The 25,168-nt window shown below is 64.8% G+C and carries 21 protein-coding genes, 1 tRNA gene, 2 pseudogenes and 1 riboswitch; of the genes and pseudogenes, 13 read left to right on the forward strand and 11 right to left on the reverse strand.

Going from position 1 to position 25,168, the window contains the following annotated elements; all coding sequences use genetic code 11:
• Window positions 1–158 precede the first annotated feature (158 nt).
• On the forward strand, window positions 159–1,280 hold the full coding sequence (locus tag AC1DYX_RS14870) for a P-loop NTPase family protein (RefSeq protein WP_477260054.1): 1,122 nt from the start codon (window positions 159–161) through the stop codon (window positions 1,278–1,280).
• The gene (locus AC1DYX_RS14875) at window positions 1,265–1,504 is read left to right on the forward strand and encodes a hypothetical protein (protein WP_477260056.1); all 240 of its coding nucleotides are present in this window, start codon (window positions 1,265–1,267) and stop codon (window positions 1,502–1,504) included. The genes AC1DYX_RS14870 and AC1DYX_RS14875 overlap by 16 nt, the downstream gene beginning before the upstream one ends.
• A gap of 9 nt (window positions 1,505–1,513) precedes the next feature.
• On the opposite strand, the gene atzF is transcribed toward AC1DYX_RS14875, so the two are convergent.
• From atzF to AC1DYX_RS14920, 9 genes are all read right to left on the reverse strand, one after another.
• A complete protein-coding gene (gene atzF, locus AC1DYX_RS14880) occupies window positions 1,514–3,283 on the reverse strand; it encodes an allophanate hydrolase (RefSeq protein WP_477260058.1) in 1,770 nt (589 codons plus the stop codon).
• A gap of 22 nt (window positions 3,284–3,305) precedes the next feature.
• Window positions 3,306–4,202, reverse strand: a complete 897-nt coding sequence (locus tag AC1DYX_RS14885) for a TorF family putative porin (RefSeq protein ID WP_477260060.1) — start codon at window positions 4,200–4,202, stop codon at window positions 3,306–3,308.
• A 32-nt stretch (window positions 4,203–4,234) separates the two neighbouring features.
• A complete protein-coding gene (uca, locus tag AC1DYX_RS14890; RefSeq protein WP_477260062.1) occupies window positions 4,235–7,843 on the reverse strand; it encodes an urea carboxylase in 3,609 nt (1,202 codons plus the stop codon).
• A gap of 10 nt (window positions 7,844–7,853) precedes the next feature.
• Entirely contained in the window at window positions 7,854–8,516 is a 663-nt protein-coding gene (locus AC1DYX_RS14895) for an urea amidolyase associated protein UAAP2 (RefSeq protein ID WP_477260064.1), read from the reverse strand.
• Window positions 8,517–8,526: 10 nt separating this feature from the next.
• A complete protein-coding gene (locus AC1DYX_RS14900) occupies window positions 8,527–9,294 on the reverse strand; it encodes an urea amidolyase associated protein UAAP1 (protein ID WP_477260066.1) in 768 nt (255 codons plus the stop codon).
• Window positions 9,295–9,304: 10 nt separating this feature from the next.
• A complete protein-coding gene (locus AC1DYX_RS14905; protein ID WP_477260068.1) occupies window positions 9,305–10,138 on the reverse strand; it encodes an ABC transporter ATP-binding protein in 834 nt (277 codons plus the stop codon).
• Between the two features lie 3 nt (window positions 10,139–10,141).
• The gene (locus AC1DYX_RS14910; RefSeq protein WP_477260070.1) at window positions 10,142–11,002 is read right to left on the reverse strand and encodes an ABC transporter permease; all 861 of its coding nucleotides are present in this window, start codon (window positions 11,000–11,002) and stop codon (window positions 10,142–10,144) included.
• Between the two features lie 4 nt (window positions 11,003–11,006).
• On the reverse strand, window positions 11,007–12,008 hold the full coding sequence (locus AC1DYX_RS14915; RefSeq protein ID WP_477260072.1) for an ABC transporter substrate-binding protein: 1,002 nt from the start codon (window positions 12,006–12,008) through the stop codon (window positions 11,007–11,009).
• A gap of 55 nt (window positions 12,009–12,063) precedes the next feature.
• Window positions 12,064–12,171: riboswitch (guanidine-I (ykkC/yxkD leader) on the reverse strand.
• Window positions 12,172–12,497: 326 nt separating this feature from the next.
• Window positions 12,498–14,396 carry a phosphoethanolamine transferase gene (locus tag AC1DYX_RS14920; RefSeq protein ID WP_477260074.1) on the reverse strand — a complete coding sequence of 633 codons (1,899 nt, stop codon included), beginning with the start codon at window positions 14,394–14,396 and terminating at the stop codon, window positions 12,498–12,500.
• 380 nt (window positions 14,397–14,776) lie between these two features.
• Between AC1DYX_RS14920 and rpsL the strand changes: the two genes are divergently transcribed.
• The 5 genes and pseudogenes from rpsL (at window position 14,777) to rpsJ (ending at window position 19,691) form a co-directional block, all read left to right on the forward strand.
• Window positions 14,777–15,160, forward strand: a complete 384-nt coding sequence (gene rpsL / locus AC1DYX_RS14925) for a 30S ribosomal protein S12 (protein ID WP_005663517.1) — start codon at window positions 14,777–14,779, stop codon at window positions 15,158–15,160.
• 126 nt (window positions 15,161–15,286) lie between these two features.
• Window positions 15,287–15,757: a 30S ribosomal protein S7 gene (rpsG, locus tag AC1DYX_RS14930; RefSeq protein ID WP_056439862.1), complete on the forward strand. Its 471-nt coding sequence runs from the start codon at window positions 15,287–15,289 to the stop codon at window positions 15,755–15,757.
• A gap of 134 nt (window positions 15,758–15,891) precedes the next feature.
• Window positions 15,892–17,997, forward strand: coding sequence for an elongation factor G (fusA, locus tag AC1DYX_RS14935; RefSeq protein WP_477260078.1), 2,106 nt, complete (start codon window positions 15,892–15,894; stop codon window positions 17,995–17,997).
• A gap of 90 nt (window positions 17,998–18,087) precedes the next feature.
• Window positions 18,088–19,100, forward strand: a pseudogene (locus AC1DYX_RS14940) (elongation factor Tu).
• Window positions 19,101–19,373: 273 nt separating this feature from the next.
• Window positions 19,374–19,691, forward strand: coding sequence for a 30S ribosomal protein S10 (gene rpsJ / locus AC1DYX_RS14945; protein WP_005663509.1), 318 nt, complete (start codon window positions 19,374–19,376; stop codon window positions 19,689–19,691).
• An 81-nt stretch (window positions 19,692–19,772) separates the two neighbouring features.
• On the opposite strand, the gene AC1DYX_RS14950 is transcribed toward rpsJ, so the two are convergent.
• On the reverse strand, window positions 19,773–20,411 hold the full coding sequence (locus AC1DYX_RS14950; RefSeq protein WP_477260080.1) for an amidohydrolase family protein: 639 nt from the start codon (window positions 20,409–20,411) through the stop codon (window positions 19,773–19,775).
• A 292-nt stretch (window positions 20,412–20,703) separates the two neighbouring features.
• Between AC1DYX_RS14950 and AC1DYX_RS14955 the strand changes: the two genes are divergently transcribed.
• Window positions 20,704–21,693 (forward strand): LacI family DNA-binding transcriptional regulator, encoded by a 990-nt coding sequence (locus tag AC1DYX_RS14955; RefSeq protein ID WP_477260082.1) that lies wholly within the window; start codon window positions 20,704–20,706, stop codon window positions 21,691–21,693.
• Window positions 21,694–21,789: 96 nt separating this feature from the next.
• On the opposite strand, the gene AC1DYX_RS14960 is transcribed toward AC1DYX_RS14955, so the two are convergent.
• On the reverse strand, window positions 21,790–22,866 hold the full coding sequence (locus AC1DYX_RS14960; RefSeq protein WP_477260084.1) for a mechanosensitive ion channel family protein: 1,077 nt from the start codon (window positions 22,864–22,866) through the stop codon (window positions 21,790–21,792).
• A gap of 116 nt (window positions 22,867–22,982) precedes the next feature.
• Here AC1DYX_RS14960 and AC1DYX_RS14965 point away from each other — a divergent pair.
• The 5 genes and pseudogenes from AC1DYX_RS14965 to AC1DYX_RS14985 form a co-directional block, all read left to right on the forward strand.
• A tRNA-Val gene (locus AC1DYX_RS14965) sits at window positions 22,983–23,059 on the forward strand.
• A gap of 287 nt (window positions 23,060–23,346) precedes the next feature.
• Window positions 23,347–24,003, forward strand: a complete 657-nt coding sequence (gene rplC, locus AC1DYX_RS14970; protein WP_036240330.1) for a 50S ribosomal protein L3 — start codon at window positions 23,347–23,349, stop codon at window positions 24,001–24,003.
• A gap of 3 nt (window positions 24,004–24,006) precedes the next feature.
• Complete coding sequence (gene rplD / locus AC1DYX_RS14975) at window positions 24,007–24,627, forward strand: 50S ribosomal protein L4 (protein ID WP_166857981.1); 621 nt, start codon at window positions 24,007–24,009, stop codon at window positions 24,625–24,627.
• Complete coding sequence (gene rplW / locus AC1DYX_RS14980; RefSeq protein ID WP_036240333.1) at window positions 24,624–24,941, forward strand: 50S ribosomal protein L23; 318 nt, start codon at window positions 24,624–24,626, stop codon at window positions 24,939–24,941. The genes rplD and rplW overlap by 4 nt, the downstream gene beginning before the upstream one ends.
• Window positions 24,941–25,168: pseudogene (locus tag AC1DYX_RS14985) on the forward strand (hypothetical protein); the annotation flags it as partial. The gene rplW and the pseudogene AC1DYX_RS14985, both read left to right, overlap by 1 nt.

Here is a 25,168-nt window from a genome sequence, read left to right on the forward strand (position 1 = left end):
GATTCATAGGGCGGATGGCGGACACGGCTGCGTCCGCGACTGTCCGCACCTACTCCGGACGGACAGTGCGGACGGTTTGATATGACGGTCTTGATATTCCGGAAAGCAGCCATACTTTCTTGCCAACAATAATCTGGCCCCGCCGAGGAAAGTCGCGCATGAGTTCTTTCATATCCCGTCTGTTGACGCCCTCCGACGCCGAGCCGGACGACCAGCTCTTCACGCCGGACGAGGTGGCCGCGCTGTGCGCCGCCGTCCCGCCGGATGCCGGCGACGTCGTGGACGACGCGACCTGGCGCGACCTGCTGCTGCCGCGTTACACGGACGGCCTCGCGGCCGGGACGAGCATCTTCGGGCGCCAGGTGCTGGAGCGCGACTTGCGCGGCGGCCTGGATGCCACCGCCGTGGCGGCGCGGCGGGTGCGCGTGCAGGCGTTGCTGGACGATCCCACGCAGCTGGACGCCCTGCGGCGCAAGCTGGCCTGCCTGCGCCATGCGGACATCGAGGTGGCCACGCTGCTGTTCGCGGACACGCAGCCGGCCCGCCCCGGCTGGGTCGGTTGGCTGCTCTGGCTCCCCGTGCTGCTGGTAGCATCGATCGCCGCGGCGCTGCTCATATCTCCATGGGGCTGGCTCGGCGTGGGCGTCGCCATGTATTTTCTCGTGACGGTGCGCCTGCGCTACCATGACCTCATCGACCGCTGGACCCGCTCGTTGCGCGCACTGCAGATGCTGCTGCGCGCCTGTTCTCTGCTGGGCGGCGGCGTGCATCCGCTGCTGGACGAGGCCCGCGGCCTGTCCGTGGCGCTGGACGGCAAGGGTGCGTTCCTGTCGGGCCAGAATGGCGTCGGCAAAAGCACCTTGCTGCGCATGCTGGGACTGAACCTCGTGGTGGCGCGCGCGTTCGGCTTCGGCTACGCGGCGCAGGCCAACCTGCCGGCGCTGCCGGTCGTCGCAGCATGCAGAACGAGGACTCGCTGCTCGGCGGCCAGAGTCTGTATATCGCGGAGCTCACGCGTGCGCGGACGCTGCTGGAGCGCTCGCGCGGGGAGCAGGCCGTCGTCTGCCTCGTCGACGAGATCTTCCGCGGCACGAACCACGAGGAATCGGTGTCGGCCGCGGCGGCCGTCGTCGACGAACTGGCGCGGCATGCGCTGGTGGTCGTGTCGTCGCACAACCTCGTGCTGGGCTCCCTGCTGGCACATGCGCTGGCGCCGTGGCGCATCGTGCGTGGTGGCGATGGTGGGCTGGTGCTGGAACCGGGCGTGCTGGGGCGCATGAACGGTGTGGCGTTGCTGGCCGAGCACGGGTTCGACGAGGCCGTACAGCGCCGGGCGGAGCAGGTGGCGGCGTGGTTGGCACAACAACGGCAAAATTCGGGGTCAGAAAATTCGGGGTCAGAGCATAATTTTCGGCTGCCCGTCGCTGAAATGACGGAGGTTGGCGGCGCGTACAGTGCAGATGGCTGTGCGTTGGCGATAACCCGAAAAATTAATGTGCTCTGACCCCGAATTTTAGAGCTGGCGGGCGAGGTAGGCCCGCCATCCGCCGAACTGGCTGATGTCGGTCGCACCTGCGATCGCAGCCGGCTCGCAGATGAACCCCTTGACCCAGCGCCCATCCGCCAGTTCGAGCGAGCCGATGCCCAGCGGCTGCGGGATCTCGGCCACGAATTCGCCGAAGCGGCGCAGCGGCAGTTCCCACACCTCGACCGCGATCGCCGTGCCGTTGCCGTCGACGCGGGCCAGGCCCGGCTTGGGTGGCGTCGTGCCCGGCAGCGCGTACAGGCGGTAGCGTGGCGCCGTATGCGTGGCCATGACCTTGCGCGCGCCCCGTTCCAGCAGCTGCCAGTTCAGCGGCTGGCCTTCCAGGTGGGCACCGACGACGGCGACTTGCACGGTGGGTTCGCAGAATGGCAGCGGATCCGCGGCCAGCGCGTTCGCGTCCGCACCGCCGAGCAGCGTCGCGGCGGCCGTCGCCAGCAGGTGGTCGCTGCCGGCGGTGCCGATCAGGGTGACGCCGGCCGGCAGGCCGTCCGCGCGCGCCTGTCCCGGCACGGCCAGCGCGGCCATGTCGAAGAAGTTCACGAAGTTCGTGTAATAACCCAGCTGCGAGTTCAGTTCCACCGGGCGTTCGAGCACGTCCGCGATGCGGTGCATGGTCGGCGTCGTGGGTACGAGCAGGAAGTCGTAGTCCGCCAGCGCGTCCTCGGCCGCGCGGCGCAGCACCGCCAGCTTGTACTGGCCGTGGAATGCATCCGTGGCGTCGTAGCCGTTGGCCTGGTCAATGATGCCGGCCACCACCGGATGCGCGGCGTCGGGTTGCGTCTCGATGAATGCGCCGACGGCGGCGCGGCGTTCGGCGACCCACGGCCCCTGGTACAACAGGGCTGCGGCGTCGCGGAACGCCGTGTAGTCCACCGTGCCGAACGTGCAGCCCGGCAGGTCGCGCAGGCGCGCCAAGGTCGCCTCGAAGGCCGTTTGCGCGGCGCTGTCGCCGAAGAATTCCAGCTGTGCGGGCACGGCGATGCGATAGCCGCGCCGGCGCACGCCCTGCGGCGGGATGCAGCGCGAGTACGGGTCCTGCGCGTCATAGCCTGCCGCGACCTGCACGACCTTCCACGCGTCGGCGACGTCTGGCGCGAACACGGAGACGCAATCGAGCGTGCGGCAGGCCGGCACCACGCCGCGCGTGCTGAGCAGTCCGCGCGTGGGCTTGAGGCCGACGATGCCGTTCAGGCCCGCCGGCACGCGGCCGGAGCCGGCCGTGTCCGTGCCGAGCGCGAAGGCAGCCATGCCCAGTGCGACGGCGACGGCCGAGCCGGAACTGGAGCCACCCGACACATAGGCCGGATCGATGGCGTTGCGCACGGCGCCGTACGGCGAGCGCGTGCCGACGAGCCCCGTCGCGAACTGGTCCAGGTTCGTCTTCCCGACCAGCAGGGCGCCGGCCGCGACGAGCTTGTCCACCACGGGGGCCGACTGGTCGGGCACGTAGGCGAAGCCGGGGCAGGCGGCCGTGGTGGGCATGCCGGCGACGTCGAGGTTGTCCTTGACGGCGAACGGAATGCCCAGCAGCGGCAGGCGCGCCAGCGCGGCGGCGCCTTCGGCCGCCAGCACGGCGTCCAGTGTGCGTGCCTGCGCGCGCAGGGCGTCGTCGTCCACGCGGCTGATCCAGATCTCGGGACGGTCGGCGGCGGCGATGCGCGCCAGCACCTGCTCGATGCAGCCGCTGGGCGTCGATGCGCCGCTCAAATAGGCGGCGTGGGTGTCGATGATCGTCATGATGTCTCGCGAATGAATCGGATCAGAAGCCGTAGCTGAGCGATGCCAGCAGGCGGTTGCCCTGCTTGACGCCGAAGCGGTTGTCGCCGCCGATCAGGCCTTGCAGGCCCCACGTGAAACCGGTGGCGCCGATCGGCTGCGTGAAGCCGACGGTGAGATGGCGCCATCCGCCCGATGCCGGCGCGCCGCCCGCGAAGCAGCCGTTGACGATGAAGCTCGTGCCGGCGGCGCAGCCGGTGCCCGTCAGCGTGTCGACCGTGCCCAGGTAACGGCCTTCCTTGTGGTACGTGTAGAAGCCGAGCGTGGCGGACAGGGTGATGTCGTAGGCGACCGGCTGGCTGGCCCCGAGGGTCCAGTAGGTGTCGCCCTTGTTGCCCCAGACGACGTCCTTGAGCAGCGTCTGCGCCGTCACGGTGAACGCGCCGTAGTTGGCGCCCAGCTTGGTCTCGAAGGCGTTGGAATCGCCGCCGTTGACGTAGTAGTAGCCCGTCAGGCCGACCGTGTAGCCGAAGTCCCCGGCCTTGCCGTTGTAGCCGCCGTAGAAGTCGTTCTCGATCGACTTCCTGTCCTGGAAGTTGGCGACGGCACGGTTCGAATACGATTCGGCCAGACGCTTGTACGAGTAGTTGATCTGCGAGGCCCAGTAGCCCAGGTAGACGCCGGACGGGTGGGTCCAGTCCACGCCCCACTGCAGTACCGGACGATTCGATTCCGGCGCGTCGGCGCCTTCGTTGCCCAGGCCCGGCAGGCCGGGGCCATAGGTCGAGGTGACACCGCGCAGGACGTACTTGTTGACGAGGTCGACGTGACCGGTGAAGGCGGGCGCGGCCGCTGTTGCCGATCCTGGGGCGTCTTCGGCCTGGGCAGCGCCGGCGAGCAGCAGCGTGGCGATGGCGAGGATGATCTTCTTGTCGTGCATGTGGGGCTCCTTGTTTTGGATGAGGGGCTGGTTCAGGGGGCTGCAGTAAAGATGGCGATGCGCTGGCCGGCGGCGACGGGCTTGCCTTCGGTGACGAGCCATTCGTCCAGCACGCCGGGGCTGGTGGCGATGACGGGGATTTCCATCTTCATCGATTCGAAGATGGCCAGCGTGTCGCCTTCGCGCACGGTGGCGCCGGGCGGCACGACGATCTTCCAGACGCTGCCCGGCACCACGGCCGACAGGTACTGGCTGCCGGCGGGCAGGTCGGCCAGTTCGCCGGGCTCTAGGCTGGCTTCCTCGCAAACCCAATCGGCCTGGCCGCTCGTGCGCCAGCGTTCGCGCTCGGCTTCGAACGCGGCCTGCTGGCTCGTCTTGAACGCGGCGATGGAGTCCGCTTCGCGTGCGAGGAAGGCGTTGTAGTCGGCCAGCGAGAACGTGGTCTCTTCGATGCGCACATCGAAGCGGCCGAGCGGGAAGTCGCGCCGGTGGTCGAGCAGCTGTTCTTCCGTCACCTCATAAAAACGGATCTGGTCGAAGAAGCGCAGCAGCCACGGTTTGCCGTCGCGGAAGCTGGCCGTCTGGCGGTAGCGGTTCCACATCTGCACCGTGCGGCCGACGAACTGGTAGCCGCCCGGGCCTTCCATGCCGTACACGCACAGATAGGCGCCGCCGATGCCGACCGCGTTCTCCGGCGTCCACGTGCGCGCCGGGTTGTATTTCGTCGTGACGAGGCGGTGGCGCGGGTCGACCGGCGTCGCGACCGGCGCGCCCAGGTAGACGTCGCCCAGGCCCAGCACCATGTAGCTGGCCTTGAACACGACGTCGTACACGTCGTTCACGGACGCCAGGCCGTTGATGCGGCGGATGAATTCGATGTTGCTGGGGCACCAGGGCGCGTCCGGGCGCACCGTCGTCTCGTATTTCTGGATCGCGAGCCGGGTCTGCGTATCGTTCCAGGCCAGCGGCAGATGCACGATGCGCGACGGGACCACCATGTCCTCGACCGTCCCCTGTGCCGCGAGCAGCGCACCGACCTGTCCCAGCAGACGGGCAGCCGGCAGCCGGCGGTGGTCGAAGTGGACCTGCAGCGAGCGGATGCCGGGCGTGAGGTCGACGACGCCGTCGAGGCGCGCGTCTTCCAGCGCGCACATCAGCGCGTGCACGCGGAAGCGCAGGTTGATGTCCAGCGCGAGTTCGCCGAATTCCACCAGCAGGTCGTCGTCGCCGGCGCGGCGGAACACGACGCGGGTGCCGTCCGGCAGCGCCGCTTCGCCCGCGATGGCCGGTTGCGCCAGGCCTTCGGCCGATGCTGGCGGCGACCACAGAGGCGACGCGTCCGTGCGGTCGAACACGGCTTCCAGCGCCGCGCGCAAGGTTGCCGCCTGGTCGACGGAGACGCGGTGGAAGCGCACCGTATCTCCAGGTTTCAGCTGGCCCATCTTCCATAGGTCGCTCGATACGATCACGGCGGGGCACACGAAGCCGCCCAGGCTCGGGCCGTCCGGGCCCAGGATCACGGGCATGTCGCCGGTGAAGTCGATCGAGCCGATGGCGTAGGCGTTGTCGTGGATGTTCGACGGATGCAGGCCGGCCTCGCCGCCGTCCGTGCGGGCCCAGCGCGGCTTCGGTCCGACGAGGCGCACGCCGGTGCGGCTGGAATTGAAATGCACCTGCCAGTCCGTGCCGAAGAACATGGCGATGTCGTCATCGGTGAAGAAGTCCGGCGCGCCGTGCGGGCCGTAGTGAACGGCGATGTCCCAGTGGTGCGCGTATGCCGGGATCGCAGCGGCCGCGAGTTCGGACGGACGTGCCGGCACGGGCTTCAGCTTGAGCATGTCGCCGGCGCGTACGGCACGGCCGCCGTGCCCGCCGAACTGGCCCAAGGTGAACGTCGCACGGCTGCCGAGATACGCCGGCACGTCGACGCCGCCCGCGAACGCGAGGTAGGCCCGCACGCCGGCGCCGCGCACGCCTGCGAAACGCAGCGTTTCACCGGCGGCGATGGCGTGCACGCTCCAGTTGGCGAGTTCGCGCTTGCCATCCGTACCGGCGACGCTGGCCCCGAGGTTGGCGCCGGCCAGCGCGATCGTGCATGCGCAGTTGAAGCGCAGCGTGGCGCCCTGCAGGGTCATTTCCAGCGTGGGCGCGGCGGCATCGTTGCCGAGCAGGTGGTTCGCCACGCGGTGCGCGTATGCATCCATCGGACCGGACGGCGGAATGCCCACGGCCCACAGGCCCTGGCGGCCCGGGTAGTCCTGCACGGTCGTCTGGATGCCGCCGTCCAGCACTTCGACCGTCTGCGGCGTGAAGTCCATCGCGGCCAGCATCTGCGTGATCTGGCGGCCCGCGACGAAATCGCCGTAGCGCAGGATGCGCGCGAGGTAGGCGAGATTGGTCTCGATGCCGTCGATGCGCGACGTCTCCAGTGCGCGTGTCAGTTGGTCCACCGATGCGGCGCGGCTGTCCGTCTTGACGATCAGCTTGGCCAGCAGCGGGTCGTAATAAGGGCTGACGGTGACGCCGCGCTCGACCCACGTGTCGACGCGCAGGCCGGGCGCGAATTCGACGGCCGTCAGCACGCCGGAGCAGGGCTGGAAGCTGCGCGCCGGGTCTTCCGCATACACGCGCAGCTGCATCGCGTGGCCGCTCGGCACCAGCGACGCCTGCGCGGGCAGCGTGAGCTCGCCGGCAGCCGCGCGGATCATCCATTCGACGAGGTCGATGCCGAACACTTCCTCCGTCACGCCGTGTTCGACCTGCAGGCGCGTGTTCACTTCGAGGAAGTAGAACGCGCCCGTGTCGGCGTCCAGCACGTATTCGACGGTGCCGGCCGACAGGTAGTCGATGGCCGCGCCCAGGCGCACGGCGGTCGCGGCCAGCGCGTGGCGCGTGGCGTCGGACAGGCCCGGCGCGGGCGTCTCTTCGATCACCTTCTGGTTGCGGCGCTGGACGGAGCAATCGCGCTCGCCCAGCGACACGACGTTGCCGCGGCCGTCGCCGAAGATCTGCACCTCGACGTGGCGCGCGCGCTGCACGAATTTTTCCAGGTAGATGCCGCTGTTCTTGAAGTTGTTCTCGGACAGGTGACGTACGGACGCGTAGGCACCGGCCAGCTCGTCGTCGTCGCGGCACAGGCGCATGCCGATCCCGCCACCGCCCGCGGTACTCTTGAGCATGACCGGATAGCCGATGCGGCGCGCTTCGGCGAGCGCTGCCTCGACACCGTCCAGCAGGCCGGTGCCCGGCAGCAGCGGCACGTCGGCCTGCTGCGCCAGTTCGCGCGCCGTGTGCTTCAGGCCGAAGTCGCGCATCTGCTTCGGCGTCGGGCCGATGAACACGATGCCGGCCGCGGCGCACGCCTCGGCGAAGCCCGCGTTCTCGCTCATGAAGCCGTAGCCGGGGTGGATCGCCTGGGCGCCGGTCCGGCGCGCGGCGTCCAGCACGCGCTCGGCCGACAGGTAGCTCTCGGCCGCCGCCGCCGGGCCCACGCACACGGCTTCGTCGGCCAGGCGCACGTGCAGCGACTCGACGTCGGCCTCGGAATAAATGGCAACGGTCTTGATGCCGAGGCGGCGCGCGGTGCAGATCACGCGGCAGGCGATTTCGCCGCGGTTGGCGATCAGGATCTTGTCGAACATGGCGAGTCTCTCAGGCGGCATCCCAGATCACGAAGCGGACCGGGGTGGGGTTGTAGGCATTGCACGGGTTGTTCAGCTGCGGGCAGTTCGAGACCAGCACCAGCACGTCCATCTCGGCGCGCAGCTCGACGTACTTGCCGGGCGCGGACAGGCCATCCTCGAACGACAAACCACCCGCTTCCGTCACCGGCACGTTCATGAAGAAGTTCACGTTCGGGACCAGGTCGCGCTTGTTCATGCCGCTTATTTCAGCTCCATTTTTGGCGCGGGCGAGGGCCAGCAGGTAGTTGTCGCGGCAGCTGTGCATGAATTTCTTTTGCAGCGCGTAGCGCACCGTGTTGCTCTCGGCCGCGCAGGCGCCGCCCAGCGTGTCGTGGYGACCGCAGGTGTCGGCCACGATGGACAGCATCGGACGGCCGCGGTTCGAATACAGCACCGAGCCGGTCGACAGGTAGATGCCGCCCTGGCGCTGCAGGGTGTCGGTGACGCTGTAGCTCTCGGCCGTGTCGGCCGCGTTGTAGAAGATCGTGTCCACGGCCTGGTTGCCTTCCAGGTCGACGATGCGCAGCATCTGGCCGCGTTTGAGCTCGTGCAGCCAGGGTTCGCCGGCCGGCAGGTCGTGGATGGCCAGGGCGGCGGCGGGATCGAGCGTGCTTGCGCGCAGGGTTTGCATGACGGTCTCCTCAGCGGTAAATCATGTCGGTATTGGTATAGCCGCGCCCGTTCTCGGGGCACGACAGGCGGCACAGGTCGTCCATGCCCGCCGGGCCGGAATCCCACGCGACGATGGCGACCTTGCCGGGCGCGTAGTCCTGGCGCGGGTCGAGCGGATGCGGTGCGGTGGACACCAGCACCAGCGTGTCCATCTCGAAGCGCAGTTCGACGAAGTCACCCGGCTGCGCGTGGTTTTCGGCGAAGCGGAAGCGTCCGTCTGCATCCACCGCCACTTTCGAAAACAGGTTCACGTTGGGCACGAGGTCGCGCAGGCCCAGGCCCCATTTGCCCATCTCGACGAGCAGGCTGTCCTTGCCGTTGCGGTGCATGGCGTTGCGGTGTTCCTGGTAGCGCTTGACGCCGTAGCGGCGGGCGATGTTGTCCGCGTCCGACAGGCCGCACAGCGGGTCGTGCCAGCCGACGGTGTCGCGCGGGATCGAGGCGAGGATGCGGCCCATGTCCGAGTACAGCACGTGGCCCGCGGTCAGGTGCGCCGTGTGCTGGGCCTTCAGCGTGTCGGGCACGTTCAGGCGCTCCATGCGCTCGTCGGCGCGATACAGCAGCACGGATGCGTTGGCGCCGGCTTCGACGGCGATGAAGCGCAGCGTGGTGCCGCGCCGGACGCGGTACGACCAGTGCGCGCCGCCGGGGAAGCGTTCGGTCCACAGCACGCTGCGCGGGTCCAGGTCGGGTGCAAGCTCTGGGGGGAAATGAGTGGAGTGTTCGGTAACGTTCATGGTGTCTCCGTCAGTCTTGTGCGGTGCGGGTAAGTTTTTCGAGCTGCTCCAGGTCGGTCTTCACGCCGGAGGTCTCGCGGATGCGGTTCAGGATCCGGCGCTTCAGGTCCGAGAATTCGGGCGACAATTTGAGGTCCTGGTGGCGCCTGGCGCCGAACGGCACGTCGACGATCGAATCGATGCGGCCCGGGCGCGGTGCCATCACGACGACGCGCTCGCCCAGGTAGATCGCCTCCTCGACGTCGTGGGTCACGAACACGATCGTGGTCTTTTCCAGGTGGTACACATGGCGGATCAGGTCGTGCATCACTTCGCGCGTCTGCGCGTCCAGCGCGCCGAACGGTTCGTCCATCAGCAACACGTCCGGACGCGCCATCAGTGCCCGCGCGATCGCCACGCGCTGCTGCATGCCGCCCGAGAGCTCGGCCGGATACGCATGCGCCACGTGCGAGAGGCCCATCAGGCCGATCAGGGCATCGGCGCGTCCGCTCGCGATTTCCACGTCGCTCGACGTGGCGGCGGCGTGGTGCGCGAGGCGGCGGCAGAAGCGGATGTTGCCGGCCACCGTCAGCCACGGGTACAGGCTGTAGCTCTGGAAGACCATCGCGCGGTCGGCGCCGGGGCCGTCGACGTCGCGGCCGTTGCAGACGATGCGGCCTTCGCCGTATTCCTCCAGTCCGCAGAGGGTGCGCAGTAGCGTGGACTTGCCGCAGCCGGACGCGCCGACCAGCGTGACGAACTCGCCGGCGGCGATGTCCAGGTCTACGTGCTGCAGCGCGAGCGTGCGCCGGGCCCCGCTGCCGTAATATTTGTACAGGCCGCGTACGGAAATCTTGAGTGTCATGGTTCAGCCTCGCAGGTGATGCCAGGGAAAGCAGCGTTTGTGCAGCCAGCGGAATGCCTGGTCCGTGAACAGCCCCACGAGGCCGATCAGCAGGATGCCGGCGAAGATCTTGTCGGTCAGCAGGAAGCGCTGCGCCTTCAGGATCGCGTAGCCCAGGCCCGAGTTGGCGGCCACCAGTTCGGCCACGACGAGATAGGTCCAGGCCAGCGACATCGCCCCGCGCAGCGTGGTCAGGATCGCGGGCCGCGCGGCCGGGATCAGCACGTACTTGATGATCTCCTCGTTGGTCGCGCCCATCGTGCGCGCGGCTTCGATCGGCGCATCCGGCACGCGCGCCACGTCGCCGGCGACGAGCAGCAGCATCTGGAAGAACACGCCGACCCAGATCACGGCGACCTTGGCGCTTTCGTCGATGCCGACCCACAGCATGATCAGCGGGATGAACGCGACGGCCGGCAGGTAGCGGGTGAATTCGGTCAGGGGCTCCAGGAATGCCCGCACCGGCGCGAACGTCCCCACCAGCACGCCCAGCGGCACGGCCACGAGGGCCGCGACGCAGAATCCCCCCAGCACGCGGGCTATGCTCACGACGATGTCGCCCAGCAGGTCGCCGTCGCGGTACCAGTCGCCCAGCTGGGCCAGCACCTGCCACGGCGGCGGCAGGAACACGGGATCGGCCCAGCCCTCGAGCGAGACGAGGATCCACGCCGCCAGCGGCAGCACGAAGCCGGCGATGGCCAGCGCCAGCGCGCTGCGGCGGCGCAGTTCGCCGCGCACGTCCCATGGCGAGCGGCGATTGCGCGTCACCGCCGGGCCGGCCGCGCGGCCAAGGGGTGGCAAGTGAGGGGACATGTCGTTGCGCATGGGCTTACTTCTTCAGTGCGTCGTTCAGCAGCGAGGCGTCGATGCCGGCGGCGTAGTCGACCGGACCGGTGACCAGCTTGTTCGTGCTCAGGAACTGGTGGATGACGGGGCCGGCCGCGACGAGCGACTGCGGCTTGCTGGCGTCCAGCGCGGCCTGGTTCTCGGCGCGGTCGAAGAAGCGGGTGCCCGGCAGGAAGACCTTGTATTCGGCCGGCTTGATGCCCACGATCTTCGACATGATCTGCACCGCCTCGTCCGGGTGGTCGTGGATGAAGGCGTGCGTGTCGAACCACGCCTGGATCATGCCGACCAGGTCCTGGCGCTTGGTCTTGTCGCGCAGCGCCTTGCCGTGGGCGACGAGCAGGTCGGGCACGAGGCCCGGCATGTCGCGCGACGTGAACAGCGCGTGGCCCTTGCCGCTCGCCTGGATCTTGTTGACCCACGGGTTCCACACGACGGCGGCATCCACGCGTCCGGCGACGAAGGCGGCGGCCGCATCGCCCGCGGACAGGTTGACCACCTTGACGTCGTTGATGTTCATGCCGTTGCGCTGCAACGCCGTGGCCAGCACGAAGTGCGAGATGCTGAACTGTTCCAGCGCCACCGTGCGGCCCTTCAGGTCCGCGAACGACTTGATTTTCGGGCCGACCATCAGCGCGTCGTTGCCGGCCGAATTGTCGTTGACCAGCACGGCCTTGACGTCGACTTTTTTCGCCAGCGGCGTCATGGTGTCCGACCAGGTCTGGGCATTGGCGTCCAGCTGGCCGGCCGACAGCGCGGCGATGGAATCGGTGTAATTGCCGAACCAGACCAGCTTGACGTTGGCGCCGTGCTGCTTGAAGAAGCCTTTTTGTTCGGCGACGTACCAGGCTACCCAGCCCGGCCAGTCGGACAGGCCGACGCGCACTTCGGCATGTGCGGCCCCGGAGGCCGACAGCGTCGTACACAGGGCGAGAACCGTTGCGATGGAACTGCGAAGAATGCGATGGTGCAGGAAGAAACGCATGGTGGAGCTCCCGAAGTTGGATAAATACGAGAGGCAAGCGATTGCGGCGCAATCGTCCTCCCGGGCTTTTATCCCTCCGTGTAGCTCCATGCCGCAGGGGCAGGGAACCGGCAGCTCTCGGACCAGCACCGCTCGCGCGGTCGGAACCCTAGCCACCTTGTCGAGATGTGCGCGATGCTGACATCGGCCCACCTCTCGTTATCGAACCATTCAGCAAGAACGGTGCCAGGCGTTTACAAGGCGAGGCGCCCGGCTGCGCGACGTATATGCACGTTCCTGATACGCTTCCGTAGTGCGGCCGTGAGCCAATCTGGTGCGCAGGGCGTCGCGGCTGGCGCACCGCCATCCCCGGTTCGCGGCCCAAAATTCGGGGTCAGAGCACATTTTGGGATCAATGATCGCCGGGTTGGCGGCAAATGGCGGGGCATACGAAGAGGATCCCCGCATGTTGCCGACAAGCGGGAAAAATAATGTGCTCTGACCCCGAATTTAATCGCGCGGCAGCGGCTTGCCCCTGGCGATCACTTCGTGGCAGTCGCCCTTGATGGTGGCGTTGTCGTAATCGGTCCAGCCATAGCTGTCGACGTAGCGCTTGTGCTGCTTGAACGCGGGGTTCACGAAGCTCCATGCCAGGCGCTCGTCCGGGTAGCGCACGTCGCCCAGGTCGAGCAGCGTATGGAACATGTTTTCCGTCGCCAGCTTCGCCTTGCGGTGGCGGCGCAGTTCCTTGATCTTGTCCGGATGGCGCTCCGCATACGCGTCGGAATACCAGGCGAAAGCGGGGACGTGGAATTCGTATTGCGTGTTATGGCCGTGGAAGGCGAGGCGGCAGCTGTTGTCGTACAGCGTCTGGCCGTGGTCGGCCACGTACAGCATCGCGGCCGCTTGGTTCGCCTCTTTCAGCGTCCCGATCACGTGGTCGAGGAACCAGTCCGTGTACAGGATCGAGCTGTCGTAGCTGTTGTTCAGCTTGTCCTTGATTTTGATGTCCGTGTAGACCGGCTTGTCGACGCCGTACAGCGAGGGCAGCCATTTGTCGAACTGCTTCGGGTAGCGGTGGCTGTAGTTCCAGTGGCTGCCCAGCGTGTGCAGCACGATCAGCTTCTTCGGCGCCGGATCGGCGAGCGCGTGTTTCAGTGGGCTGAACAGGATTTCGTCGTAATTGGAATTGTCGGTGAAGCCGCCCAGGTTCAGGAAGTCGACGACGTCGGCCTCCTTGGCGAACACGGAGACGGGCGTGTCGAACTTGCYGAACGAGATCTGGTTCGACAGCCAGAACGTCTTGTAGCCCGCTTCCTTGAACGCGGTCAGGAAGGATTTTTCCGAGAAGCCGTCCTTGAGGCTTTGCGTGGCCGGCTTGCGCGAGATGATCACGGGCACCGACAGCCGCGTGGCGGACACGGACGTGATCACGTCGCGCAGCGGCACGAGGTTGTCTTCTTTCGCCAGCAGCGGGTTCGTCTCGCGGTCGTAGCCGTTCAGGCTCCAGCGGTCGTAGCGCGACGATTCGCCGATCACCATCACGACCACCTGCGGGTCGTCGTTCGGCTCGGCCAGGTGGGCGTGGAAGCGGAAGTTGGCGCTTCTCTTGTTGAGGTCGGCCAGATAGACCCGTTCCTTGTAAAAGTCGACGCCGCGCGCGGCCAGGCCGAACGGCCAGGAATGGGCGAATGTGTCGAGATCGAACGGCAGGCGCATCCAGTGCGCCAGCGGCGGCAGCGATGCGGGACGCGGGATGCTGGACGGGCGCGGCGGGGCGGTCTCTTCGCTGGCGGCGTCAAGGCTGTCGGACGCACTGGACGCGCCGTCGGATGCGCCGGACGCGGGCGCCGCCTTGACGAGCCGGACGGCCGCCGATGCCGGCGTGGCGGCACCGGCCAGCGGCGGCGGGGCGACGCCGTATTTCACGCCATAGCCGAAGACAACGGCCACGAGCGCCAGCACGGCCAGCACGACGGGACGCGAGACGTCGGCCCAGTCGAGGTCGCGCGTGCGCCAGGCCGCGATCCAGCTCGTGACGAACCACGCCAGCACGCCGACGAACACGCCGATGAGCAGCCAGACCTTGTTGCCGAGGAATTCCATGGCCTCGGCCGGGCTCGTTTCCGCGATGATGCCGAGGTGGTGCGTGGAGATGCCCTGGCCGTAGAACGCATATAGATAAAGCTCGACGGGCAGCGCGAGGAAGGCGGGCAGCAGCAGCCAGTGGAAGTAGGCCGGGCGCTTGAACACGCCCCATACCCCGAGCCAGGCCAGCAGTTCGATGCCGGCCACCTGGGCGGGATGCGCGAGCGGCTGGCCGAACAGCGGCGCCACGTACGGTACGCAGGACAGCAGCAGATAGGTGAGCGCGACGTACAGGTTGCGCGGGCGGAGCAAAAATGACATCGAAACGGGCGTAGGCGCGGCTTGCGGAGGTGAAGTCGGCTATTATCCGATTTTTGCCACGGGAAATGCTATTCTCCCCGCACAACGGATGAATTCCGGCGTACACTGGTTGTGTCGTTATCGCGACATCTACTTAGCGTTTACACACTCCTCCGCCACTGTCGCGATGCCCGGTCAGCAAGTTTGTTGACCCAGCTCCGCTTCGGGTCTATACTCGCGAGTTCTCGAATTATTCTGCGCATGGTTTACGTTGAACAGCCGCTCCCGCTGGTGAGTGGCTGTCGTCGCCTGTACGGAGAGTTGCGGGACAAKGTTTCAGCCCCCGGGAAGCAAGAGCCCCGGGTCATCAACTAGTAGTCATTTTGTTGGATTTTTGAACGATGCCAACCATCAATCAATTGATTCGCAAGCCGCGTGAAGCCGCGGTTGTGAAGAGCAAGTCGCCGGCACTGGAAAACTGCCCGCAAAAGCGCGGTGTTTGCACCCGTGTCTACACGACGACCCCGAAGAAGCCGAACTCGGCACTGCGTAAGGTCGCCAAAGTTCGCCTGACCAACGGTTTCGAAGTCATTTCGTACATCGGCGGTGAAGGCCACAACCTGCAGGAACACTCGGTCGTGCTGCTGCGCGGCGGTCGTGTGAAAGACTTGCCGGGTGTGCGTTACCACATGGTCCGCGGTGCACTGGATACCCAGGGCGTGAAAGACCGTAAGCAGGCCCGTTCGAAATACGGTGCCAAGCGTGCCAAGGCTGCCAAGAAGTAATCTTCTTGCAATCCGGGTAAATTAATATTGAGTTAGTTGAGGCGGCCGGAAGGCCGAGTAAGTGAAGGGTCATGATGGCCTTTCGCGAGTGCGCAAGCACTCAACTGAAGACAGGAAGGAATTGAAATGCCACGTCGTCGTGAAGTACCCAAGCGCGAGATTCTGCCGGATCCGAAATTCGGCAACATCGATCTCGCCAAGTTCGTCAACGTTCTGATGTTGTCCGGCAAGAAGTCGGTCGCAGAAAACATCATCTACGGTGCATTCGACTACATCCAGACCAAATCGGGCAAGGACCCGCTGGAAGTGTTCGCAACCGCAATCAACAACTGCAAGCCGATGGTCGAGGTGAAGTCCCGCCGCGTCGGTGGCGCCAACTACCAGGTGCCGGTTGAAGTGCGTCCGGTCCGTCGTATGGCCCTGTCTATGCGTTGGTTGCGCGAAGCCGCAAACAAGCGTAGCGAGAAATCCATGCAGCAGCGCCTGGGTGGCGAGCTGATGGAAGCAGCAGAAGGCCGCGGCGGCGCGATGAAGCGTCGTGACGAGGTGCACCGTATGGCTGAAGCGAACAAGGCGTTCTCGCACTTCCGCTTCTAAGCAAATGGCCAATCGCTTCGGGGGCAGAACGCCTCCGGGGTGGTGCGGCCATGCAGTATCAGTTGTTCAGGCCGAGCTCATTTTGATTTCCAGAATGCTGCTCGGTTTTGTCCATTCAAAAGTTAGGAAAATTTATGGCACGCACTACCCCTATTGAGCGCTACCGTAACATCGGTATCTCCGCTCACATCGACGCCGGTAAGACGACGACCACCGAGCGCATCCTGTTCTACACCGGTGTGAATCACAAGATCGGTGAAGTGCACGACGGTGCAGCTACCATGGACTGGATGGAGCAGGAGCAAGAGCGCGGCATCACCATCACCTCGGCAGCGACGACCTGCTTCTGGAAGGGTATGGCCAACAATTTCGAGCCGCACCGCTTCAACATCATCGATACCCCGGGCCACGTCGACTTCACCATCGAGGTGGAACGTTCGATGCGCGTCCTGGACGGCGCCTGCATGGTCTACTGTGCAGTCGGTGGCGTGCAGCCGCAGTCGGAAACCGTGTGGCGTCAGGCTAACAAGTACAAAGTCCCGCGTCTGGCATTCGTCAACAAGATGGACCGTACCGGCGCGAACTTCTTCAAGGTGTACGAGCAGATGCGCGCCCGCCTGAAGGCCAACCCGATCCCGCTGCAGATCCCGATCGGCGCCGAAGACAACTTCCTCGGCGTGGTCGACCTGGTCAAGATGCAGGCGATCTACTGGGACGACGCGTCGCAGGGCATGAAGTTCGACTACCGCGAAATCCCGGCCGAGCTGCTGGAAACGGCCAAGGAATGGCGCGAGAAGCTGGTCGAGACCGCTGCTGAAGCGAACGAAGACCTGATGAACAAGTACCTCGAAGAAGGCGAGCTGACGGAAGCCGAGATCAAGGCCGCACTGCGCCAGCGCACCATCGCTTCGGAAATCGTTCCGATGATGTGCGGCACCGCCTTCAAGAACAAGGGCGTGCAGGCCATGCTCGACGCGGTCATCGAGTATCTGCCGTCGCCGGTCGACATTCCGCCGGTCAGCGGTACCGACGAGGACGACCAGCCGGTCACCCGTACCGCATCGGACGACGAGAAATTTGCCGCGCTGGCATTCAAGATCATGACCGACCCGTTCGTCGGCCAGTTGATCTTCTTCCGCGTGTACTCGGGCGTCATCAAGTCGGGCGACACCGTCTTCAACCCGATCAAGAGCAAGAAGGAACGCGTCGGCCGTATTCTGCAGATGCACGCGAACCAGCGCGAAGAGATCAAGGAAGTCCGCGCGGGCGACATCGCCGCCGCCGTGGGCCTGAAAGAAGCGACCACCGGTGAAACGCTGTGCGACCCGGCTGCCCCGATCATCCTGGAAAAGATGGTGTTCCCGGAGCCGGTGATCCAGCAGGCCGTCGAGCCGAAGACCAAGGCCGACCAGGAAAAGATGGGCCTGGCACTGAACCGTCTGGCTCAGGAAGACCCGTCGTTCCGCGTGCGCACCGACGAAGAATCGGGCCAGACCATCATCGGTGGTATGGGCGAGCTGCACCTGGAGATTATCGTCGACCGCATGAAGCGTGAATTCGGCGTGGAAGCGACCGTCGGCAAGCCGCAGGTTGCCTACCGCGAAACGATCCGCAAGGCCGTCACCGACGTCGAAGGCAAGTTCGTCAAGCAGTCGGGCGGCCGCGGCCAGTACGGCCACGCCGTGCTGTCGGTCGAACCGCAGGAACCGGGCAAAGGCTTCGAGTTCATCGACGCGATCAAGGGTGGCGTGATTCCGCGTGAATTCATCCCGGCAGTCGAAAAAGGTGTGCGCGAAACGCTGTCGAGCGGCGTGATGGCCGGCTACCCGGTGGTGGACGTGAAGGTCACGCTGACCTTCGGTTCGTACCACGACGTGGACTCGAACGAAAACGCGTTCCGCATGGCAGGTTCGATGGCATTCAAGGAAGGCTGCCGTAAAGCCAACCCGGTCATCCTCGAGCCGATGATGGCCGTGGAAGTGGAAACGCCGGAAGACTACGCCGGTACCGTGATGGGCGACCTGTCGTCCCGCCGCGGTATGGTGCAGGGCATGGACGAGATCCCGGGTGGCGGCGGCAAGATCATCAAGGCCGAAGTCCCGCTGTCGGAAATGTTCGGTTACTCGACCGTGCTGCGTTCGGCAACCCAGGGTCGTGCGACCTACACGATGGAATTCAAGCACTATGCTGAAGCACCGAAGCATGTGATGGACGCCATCGTGACCGCGAAAGCCAAGTAATAGCTAAGTAATACGTTGGGGGACAGGGTGATCCTGTCCCCGATTGAATAAAACTAATTAATAAAATTGCTCTTTTAAAGGAAGATCAAAATGGCAAAGGAAAAATTCGAACGGACCAAGCCGCACGTGAACGTCGGCACGATTGGTCACGTTGACCACGGCAAAACCACCCTGACGGCTGCAATCGCGACCGTTCTGTCGAAGAAATTCGGCGGCGAAGCCAAGGCGTACGACCAGATCGACGCGGCTCCGGAAGAGAAAGCACGCGGCATCACGATCAACACCGCGCACGTCGAGTACGAGACGGCCAACCGTCACTACGCTCACGTCGACTGCCCGGGCCACGCCGACTACATCAAGAACATGATCACCGGTGCTGCCCAGATGGACGGCACGAGTTCCCGGGCGACGACCTGCCGATCATCAAGGGTTCGGCGCGTATGGCGCTGGAAGGCCAGGCTGGCGAAATGGGYGAAGAYTGCATCATCCGCCTGGCTGACGCCCTGGACACCTACATCCCGACGCCGGAACGTGCCGTTGACGGCGCCTTCCTGATGCCGGTGGAAGACGTGTTCTCGATCTCGGGCCGCGGTACCGTGGTGACCGGTCGTGTCGAGCGCGGCATCATCAAGGTCGGCGAAGAGATCGAAATCGTCGGTATCACCGACACCGTCAAGACCACCTGCACCGGCGTGGAAATGTTCCGCAAGCTGCTGGACCAGGGTCAAGCTGGCGACAACGTCGGCCTGCTGCTGCGCGGTACCAAGCGTGAAGACGTCCAGCGTGGCCAGGTTCTGGCCAAGCCGGGTTCGATCAAGCCGCACACCGACTTCACGGGCGAAGTGTACGTCCTGTCGAAGGAAGAGGGYGGCCGTCACACCCCGTTCTTCAACAACTACCGTCCGCAGTTCTACTTCCGTACGACGGACGTGACCGGYTCGATCGTCCTGCCGGCYGATAAAGAAATGGTCATGCCGGGCGACAACGTGTCGATCACCGTCAAGCTGATCGCTCCGATCGCGATGGAAGAAGGTCTGCGCTTCGCAATCCGCGAAGGTGGCCGTACCGTCGGYGCCGGCGTGGTTGCCAAGATCATCGCCTAATAGCGATATTTCGGTAGGGTGGGCACCCCGTGCCCACGCGTGAAGTCTGCGTTATGCTGGAGTTCGCGTGGGCACAGGGGTGCCCACCCTACTGAGTAGCAGCAATGAGATAGAGGGGGCAGAGCGTAGGTTCTGTCCCTTCTGTCTGTGCAGTTCAGGGTAAAACGGTGTTATACTGCCGTCCCCTCGCAGTTAAGTCTCACCTTGTCCACGCAGTACCTGACTTTTGATTGCCGGCCCGTGTGCCGGTTCGTTCTTTTTTAAGGAAATAGCATGTCCGCTCCGAATCAGAAAATCCGCATCCGCCTGAAAGCGTTCGACTACAAGCTGATCGACCAGTCCGCTCTGGAAATCGTCGACACCGCCAAGCGTACCGGCGCAGTCGTCAAGGGCCCGGTCCCGCTGCCGACCCGTATCCAGCGCTTCGACGTGCTGCGTTCCCCGCACGTGAACAAGACCTCGCGCGACCAGTTCGAAATCCGTACGCACCAGCGTCTGATGGACATCGTGGACCCGACCGACAAGACCGTTGACGCACTGATGAAGCTGGACCTGCCGGCTGGCGTCGACGTCGAAATCAAGCTGCAGTAATCAGTTTCAGCGCCACGGCGGCCTCCACCGCCGGCGCATGCAAAACGGCCCATCCGCCTCTGGCAGATGGGCCGTTTGCTTTCAAGCCAGCGCCAGTTCGGCCGCCAGCCGATTGTGCCGCTCCAGCACGACGGGCAGGTCGACCGTCCGCAACACCCCATCCTTCACGACCACCCTGCCGTTGATGACGCTGCGATTCACATTGGCCGGCGTGCAGAATACGAGCGCCGCCACCGGGTCGTGCAGCGCGCCCGCGAAGCCGACACTATCCAGCTTGAACATCACGATATCGGCCGACATGCCGGGCGCCAGGTTGCCGATGTCGTCGCGATTGAGGACCTTGGCGCCGCCCAGCGTGGCCAGTTCCAGCGCCTGGCGCGCCGTCATCGCGTCCGGGCCGAAGCCCACGCGCTGCAGCAGCATCGCCTGACGCACCTCGCCCAGCATGTGCGCGCCGTCGTTCGACGCGCTACCGTCCACGCCGAGGCCCACCGGCACGCCCGCGTCGACCATCTTGCGCACGGGCGCGAACACGCGCACGCCGGCGTCGTCCAATTGCACGCAGTGGTCGATGCGCTGGTTACGTCGAGGTGTTACCGGACGGTGGAGACACGCCACCACGGCAGGCAATCCGTAATCTGGATGCAACCGATTGCGATGTCTCCACGATGCCTGGGCCACTCTGCGGCGGCTTGAATCTAAATCATGATGCCCCCGCATGAAAGTGATGTCAACGAATTTGTATACAGTTTTTGCGGGTCATTGCAGAGAATAAAACAAGGGTATCACAGAGCCAAGCGAGCGATTTTTCGGTCCGCTGTATACAATTTTTCAAAACGGGTTTGCGTGGAAATAGCAGGTGGAGGTGGTGCGCAGCCTCTTGATAAGCGGGGAACCGACCTGATCTTGAATGACGAGGGTCCCGTACGACGGACCAGTAGTCACCATCCTGTTGTAATTAGTGAAACATATCGGCGATAATCGCGGCTCAAGGGGGAACGCGATGGCGACCATGAAGCAGGTAGCGGAGCGGGCCGGAGTGTCGATCTCCACGGTGTCGCACGTGATCAACAACACACGCGTCGTCAGTTCCGACGTGCGTCAGCGCGTGCTCGGCATCATCGACGAGATGCGCTACATCCCGAGCGCCGTCGCCCGCAGCCTCAAGAACGACAAGACGAACACGATCGGCGTGCTGGTGCCGAATTCGTCCAATCCCTATTTCGCCGAGCTGGTTCGTTGGATCGAGGACGCGGCGTTCCAGCTCGGCTACAACATCATCCTGTGCAATGCGCACGGCGGGGCGCAAAAGCAGACTGCCTACCTGCGCCTGCTGATGGAAAAGCGCATCGACGGCCTCGTCCTGATCGCCAGCGGCGCCGACGACGAGCAGGACCTGCTGCTCAGCCACGAGGCCGTACCCATCGTCCAGCTGGAACGCGCGCTGCCCGGTCTCGACGCCGACCTGATCCAGGCCGGCCAGGAGGAGGGCGGCTACGAGGCCACCCGTCACCTGATCGAACTGGGTCACACGGCGATCGCCTGCGTGTCCGGTCCGGCCGACCTGCCGCGCACGCGCGAGCGGGTGGGCGGCTTCCTGCGCGCGATGGCGGAGGCGCGGCTGCCGGTACCGCCGGACCGCATCGTGCATGAGGAATTCACGAGCGCGGGCGGCCATGCGGCGTTCACGCGCCTGCTGGCCCGGCCGTCACCGCCGACGGCCGTGTTCGTTACGAGCGACCTGATGGCGCTGGGCGGCCTGTGCGCTGCCGGTGCGGCCGCGGTGCGCGTGCCGGCGCAATTGTCCGTGGTGGGGTATGACGATATCGCCGGTGCCCGTTATGCGCTGCCGCCGCTGACGACCGTGGCGCCGCCCAAGCGCGACATGGCGCGCCTTGCCATTGACCTGCTGATCGAGCGCATCCGCGGCGGCCATGCGCCGTTGCATAGCACGGCGCTGCCAAGCAGGCTCGTCATCCGCGCATCGACAGCCCCCAGGTAGGGTGGACGGCTTGCCGTCCACGCGTTCAACTCCCGTGTGATTCGCAGCGCGGCCCGCATGTGCTGCCTGAACGCGTGGACGGGAGACTCGTCCACCCTACGATGTGGTGTGCGTCGGTGGCGTCGCCGCCGCCTCACGCGCATCGTGCACATGCAACGTCTGCGTCGGAAACGCGAACTCGATGCCCTCGGCCGCGAACCGGTCCATGATCTGCAGGTAGATCTCCTGCAGGATATCCATGTGGCGGTTGAAATCCGCCGTCTCCACCCAGTACACGACGTCGAAGTTCAGCGACGACGCGGCCATGCCGCTGAAGTGGGCGCGGTCGAACGTCACCGGCTCCTGCGCCTTGACGATCTCCGTCAGCATGGCCGGCACCCGGCGCAGCGTGGCCGTCGGCGTGTCGTAGGTGACGCTCACCGTGAACGCGGCGCGGCGCCGGTTCATCCGGGTCATGTTCTGCAGGCGGCTTTTCAGGAGGTCGGCGTTCGAGAACACGAGCTGTTCGCCGCCCAGGCTGCGCAGCCGCGTCGTCTTGAGGCCCACATATTCCACCGTGCCCAGGTATTTGTCGACGATGATGAAGTCGCCGACCACGAACGGCTTGTCGAGCACGATCGACAGCGATGCGAACAGGTCGCCCAGGATGTTCTGGACGGCCAGCGCGACTGCGATACCGCCGATGCCCAGCGAGGCGACGAGCGTCGTGATGTTCACGCCAAGGTTGTCCAGCACCATCAGCAGCAGCACGGTCCACAGCACGGTCTGCGCGATGAAGCCGACCGCGGCCGCCGACGTGGCGCGGGCCGGGTCGCCGGCGCGGTTCTGGTAGTAATCCGTCAGCCAGGCGCGCAGCGCGCGGTGCCCCCAGACCGCGGCCTGGATCAGCCCCGTGACGATGGCGACGCGCGTCGCGAACACGTCCACTTCCGGCGGCAGGACGAGGAACTTGCTGCCGGCGAACAGCCCCATGATCACGATGGCCAGCAGCCGCGTGCCATCGAGCGCTTCGACGGCGATGTCGTCCAGTTTCGTCTCTGTGCGTTCGGCCAGCCTGCGCATGTGGTGTACGCCCAGCTTCTTGGCGATGTACAGGGCGAGGGCGACCCCGGCCGCGATGCCGAAGGCCGTCAGCCAGGCCAGGGTCGTGTTGTTGAAGAACACCAGGTTCATCCGATCATCCTTTCCGTTCTCGCGGATGTCACATTGTACGGGCGCGATGTGACGCACAAGTTTTTTCGGACGGGTATTGCGCTTTGCTAAAACATCCTCGTATAATGCGGCTCCCCGGGCGGTTAGTTCAGCTGGTTAGAATACTTGGTCGACATCCAAGGGGTCGCAGGTTCGAATCCTGCACCGCCCACCAGAATTCCTCCATAGCGCAGGCCGCGAGCCTGCAGAGAAAAGGTGTCAAGGTGCCTTTTCTGTGCCGTTCAGCCTGAACGGATTCCTCTGATCTCCACGACTACAGCGTTACGCGCAACAGGCCGCGTTATCTTCGCATTATCCTGTTGCGTCTATCCGTTGCACGCGCTATACTAGCCGGCTTCGGTGCGGGTCCGTCTTTTTTTTGGCCCGCACGTTTAAGAGGAAGTGTCAAAGCTTCCGATAGTCAACTACCCCCGCCCAATCGCAGGTGGGAATGGAGAAAAAATGAGCCTGGGCCTTCTCGGTCGCAAGGTTGGCATGATGCGCATCTTCACGGACGACGGCGATTCGATTCCCGTTACCGTGCTGGACGTGTCGAACAACCGTGTTGCGCAAATCAAAACTCCTGAAACTGATGGTTATGCCGCAGTTCAGGTCGTCTTCGGTCAACGTCGCGCTTCCCGCGTGAACAAGGCCGCTGCCGGTCACTACGCCAAAGCTGGCGTCGAAGCTGGCACGATGCTGAAGGAATTCCGCGTCGAAGCCGCTCAAGCCGCTGGTTTCAAAGCTGGCGACGCAGTCAACGTCTCGCTGTTCGAAGTGGGCCAGAAGATCGACGTGCAAGGCACCTCGATCGGTAAGGGCTACGCCGGTACCATCAAGCGTTACAACTTCTCGTCGGGCCGCGCCACCCACGGTAACTCGCGTTCGCACAACGTGCCGGGTTCCATCGGTATGGCACAGGATCCGGGCCGCGTGTTCCCGGGTAAGCGCATGACCGGTCACATGGGTGATGTCACTGTCACCACCCAGAACCTGGAAATCGCCCGTATCGACGCCGAGCGTCAACTGCTGCTGGTCAAGGGTGCCGTTCCTGGCGCCAAGAACGGTCAAGTGATCGTCAAGCCGGCAGTCAAAGTCAAAGCCAAGAAAGGAGCGTAAGAGATGGAACTGAAGCTCCTGAATGAGCAAGGCCAAGCTGGCGCCGCAGTCAACGCCGCCGACACCGTGTTCGGCCGTGACTACAACGAAGCCCTGATCCACCAGATCGTGGTCGCCTACGCTGCAAACGCACGCAGCGGCAACCGCAAGCAGAAGGATCGTGAAGAAGTCAGCCACACGACCAAGAAGCCGTGGCGTCAAAAAGGTACGGGCCGCGCTCGTGCCGGTATGTCGTCGTCGCCGCTGTGGCGCGGTGGTGGTCGTATCTTCCCGAACTCGCCGGACGAGAACTTCTCGCACAAGGTCAACAAGAAGATGCATCGCGCAGGTATCTGCTCGATCTTCTCGCAACTGGCCCGCGAAGACCGCCTGAACGTCATCGAGAACCTGACCGTCGAAGCACCGAAGACCAAGCTGCTGTCGCAAAAGCTGCAGGGCATGGGTCTGGACTCGGTCCTGGTGATCACCGACACCATCGATGAAAACCTGCTGCTGGCATCGCGCAACCTGCCGAACGTGCTGGTTGTCGAGCCGAAGCACGCCGACCCGATGTCGCTGGTGTTCTACAAGAAAGTCCTGGTCACCAAAGCTGCTCTGGCCAAGATCGAGGAGATGTACGCATGAGCGCCGCAATCAAATTCAGCGAAGAGCGCCTGATGAAGGTGCTGCTGGCTCCGGTCATTTCCGAAAAGGCGACCTTCGTCGCGGAAAAGAACGAACAGATCGTGTTCAAGGTCCTGCCGGACGCGACCAAGCCGGAAATCAAAGCCGCCGTCGAACTGCTGTTCAAGGTCGAAGTGGAATCGGTGCAGACCGTGAACCGCGAAGGCAAGCAGAAGCGTTCGGGCCGTTTCACCGGTCGCCGCAACCACACCAAGCGCGCTTTCGTGGCCCTGAAGCCGGGCCAGGAAATCAATTTTGTCGAGGAGGCTAAATAATGGCACTCGTTAAGATGAAGCCAACCTCCCCAGGCCGCCGCGGCATGGTGAAGGTTGTGAACGCCGACCTGTACAAGGGTCGTCCGTTCGCAGCCCTGGTTGAGAAGAAATCGAAGACCGCTGGCCGTAACAACAACGGTCACATCACCACCACACACAAAAACACAACACACCCACCCCACCACACCCCAACACAACAACACCCACCACCCCCAAACAAAAAAAAA

The sequence above is a fragment of the Massilia sp. P2_C2 genome (genome assembly GCF_056404615.1).

Bases quoted from the DNA above. Each gene is read 5' to 3' on its own strand.
- AC1DYX_RS14870 (WP_477260054.1), top strand. From the start codon at position 159: ATGAGTTCTTTCATATCCCGTCTGTTGACGCCCTCCGACGCCGAGCCG.
- atzF (WP_477260058.1), bottom strand. From the start codon at position 3,283: ATGACGATCATCGACACCCACGCCGCCTATTTGAGCGGCGCATCGACG.
- AC1DYX_RS14885 (WP_477260060.1), bottom strand. From the start codon at position 4,202: ATGCACGACAAGAAGATCATCCTCGCCATCGCCACGCTGCTGCTCGCC.
- uca (WP_477260062.1), bottom strand. From the start codon at position 7,843: ATGTTCGACAAGATCCTGATCGCCAACCGCGGCGAAATCGCCTGCCGC.
- AC1DYX_RS14900 (WP_477260066.1), bottom strand. From the start codon at position 9,294: ATGAACGTTACCGAACACTCCACTCATTTCCCCCCAGAGCTTGCACCC.
- AC1DYX_RS14905 (WP_477260068.1), bottom strand. From the start codon at position 10,138: ATGACACTCAAGATTTCCGTACGCGGCCTGTACAAATATTACGGCAGC.
- AC1DYX_RS14910 (WP_477260070.1), bottom strand. From the start codon at position 11,002: ATGCGCAACGACATGTCCCCTCACTTGCCACCCCTTGGCCGCGCGGCC.
- AC1DYX_RS14915 (WP_477260072.1), bottom strand. From the start codon at position 12,008: ATGCGTTTCTTCCTGCACCATCGCATTCTTCGCAGTTCCATCGCAACG.
- rpsL (WP_005663517.1), top strand. From the start codon at position 14,777: ATGCCAACCATCAATCAATTGATTCGCAAGCCGCGTGAAGCCGCGGTT.
- rpsG (WP_056439862.1), top strand. From the start codon at position 15,287: ATGCCACGTCGTCGTGAAGTACCCAAGCGCGAGATTCTGCCGGATCCG.
- fusA (WP_477260078.1), top strand. From the start codon at position 15,892: ATGGCACGCACTACCCCTATTGAGCGCTACCGTAACATCGGTATCTCC.
- rpsJ (WP_005663509.1), top strand. From the start codon at position 19,374: ATGTCCGCTCCGAATCAGAAAATCCGCATCCGCCTGAAAGCGTTCGAC.
- AC1DYX_RS14950 (WP_477260080.1), bottom strand. From the start codon at position 20,411: ATGCGGGGGCATCATGATTTAGATTCAAGCCGCCGCAGAGTGGCCCAG.
- AC1DYX_RS14955 (WP_477260082.1), top strand. From the start codon at position 20,704: ATGAAGCAGGTAGCGGAGCGGGCCGGAGTGTCGATCTCCACGGTGTCG.
- AC1DYX_RS14960 (WP_477260084.1), bottom strand. From the start codon at position 22,866: ATGAACCTGGTGTTCTTCAACAACACGACCCTGGCCTGGCTGACGGCC.
- rplC (WP_036240330.1), top strand. From the start codon at position 23,347: ATGAGCCTGGGCCTTCTCGGTCGCAAGGTTGGCATGATGCGCATCTTC.
- rplD (WP_166857981.1), top strand. From the start codon at position 24,007: ATGGAACTGAAGCTCCTGAATGAGCAAGGCCAAGCTGGCGCCGCAGTC.
- rplW (WP_036240333.1), top strand. From the start codon at position 24,624: ATGAGCGCCGCAATCAAATTCAGCGAAGAGCGCCTGATGAAGGTGCTG.